We start from the raw sequence: 1,612 nt of genomic DNA on the forward strand, positions 1-1,612 counted from the left end.
CGGAACCTGTCAACGTGATCAAGGCAGGTGATGTGTTCTATCGCTGTGCCGGGATCGTTTGGTCGTCGTGGTGGAAGTCGGTGGGCTTGTTGATCCAGGCGGCCTGGGGGAGCTTGGGAGGCTCGGGGGTTCCGCGGACGAAGCGTTCGGGGTGTTTGGCGTAGACGGCGTCCAGGACGTCGGCTCGCATCTTGCGGAGCTGTTCGGCGAGGCCGAAGTGGACGTCGAAGGGGGTGTGCATGGCTATGCCGGAGTGCCGGTGGGTCAGGTTGTACCAGTCGAAGAAGTCCTCGCACCAGGTGCGGGCGTCCTCGATGCAGCCGAACCGGTCGGGGAAGTCGTGCCGGTACTTCAGCGTCTTGTACTGGCTCTCGCTGTAGGGGTTGTCATTGGAGGTCTTCGGCCTGGAGTGCGACTTCGTCACGCCGAGGTTCGACATCATCTGCGCGACGTTCTCGGCGACCATCGGTGATCCCCGGTCGGAATGGACGGTCAGCCGTCCTCGTTCCACCTCGTATTTGAGGATGGTGGAAGACAGGAACTGCTCGGCGAGTTCCTTGTTCTCGGCTGTGGCGATCATCCAGCCGGTGGTGTAGCGGCTGTAGATGTCGATGATCGTGTAGAGGCAGTAGTAGCTGCCCTTGACCGGGCCTTTCAGCTTCGTGATGTCCCATGACCAGACCCGGTTCGGGCCCTCGGCTATCAGCTCGGGTTTCTTGCGTGGCGGGTGGACGGCCTGCCGGCGTCGCTCGCGGACCTCGCCGTGCTTGCGGAGCAGCCGGTACATCGTCGACTCCGAGCACAGGTAGACGCCGCGGTCCAGGAGGACCGCGTAGATCTCGGCCGGCGCCATGTCGACGAACTCGTCCGACCGCAGCACCTCGAGGACCGTGGTCTCCTCGGCCGGAGCCAGGGCCCGCGGATGCCGCCGCCGCTCACGCCGCGGCGGACGGGCAGGCGCCGGGGACCTGCGGTGGCGGGCGTAGTAGGTGGCCCGGCTCACGCCCAGCGCGGAGCACGCCTTGACCCGGCCGACCAGGCCCGTCAAGTCCTCCAGAGCCCGGGAGTAGGCGTCCTCGAAGACCTTGCCCGCCACCGGGTCGAGCCCCGTGCCCGTGGGGATGGTCACTTGCCCTCGCCGTTCTTCATGGCGCTGTCCGTGGCGAGCTGGTCGAGCAGCGCGGAGAGTTTTCCCTGAACCTCGATGACCGTCCGGGCCTTGCCCAGCTCGGTCTCCAGCCGGGTGACCTGGGCCTCCAGCCGGGCGATCTCCTTGTCGCGCGGGTCGGCCTTCGGCCTTCCCGCCGGCGCGGCGAGCGCCGTCTTCGCCCCGCGGTCGCGCTGCTGGCGCCAGGTTGTGATCAGTGACGAGTACAGGCCCTCCCGGCGGAGCAGCGCTCCCTTGCCCTGCCGGTCGAGACTCTCGTACTCGGCCAGGATCCTCGCCTTGTACTCCGCCGAGTACCGGCGCGGACCCGTGGAACGGGGTTCCACCTGCGGATCAGGGGTCCCGTGGTCGTTGGTACTGGCCACCTGGGGCTCTACTCCTTCTCCGCCCTCGACTCAATGAATCATCCAGTATGCCTGGCTTGAGCCACTTTGACAGAGAGGG

1 pseudogene is annotated in these 1,612 nt (G+C 66.7%); it reads right to left on the reverse strand.

Features of this window, described 5'->3' with window-relative positions:
• Positions 1 to 37: 37 nt before the first annotated feature.
• Positions 38 to 1,533 (reverse strand): annotated as a pseudogene (locus AC07DW_RS34430) (IS3 family transposase).
• Positions 1,534 to 1,612: the final 79 nt, after the last annotated feature.

It is taken from the genome of Streptomyces sp. NPDC045701, assembly GCF_056432045.1.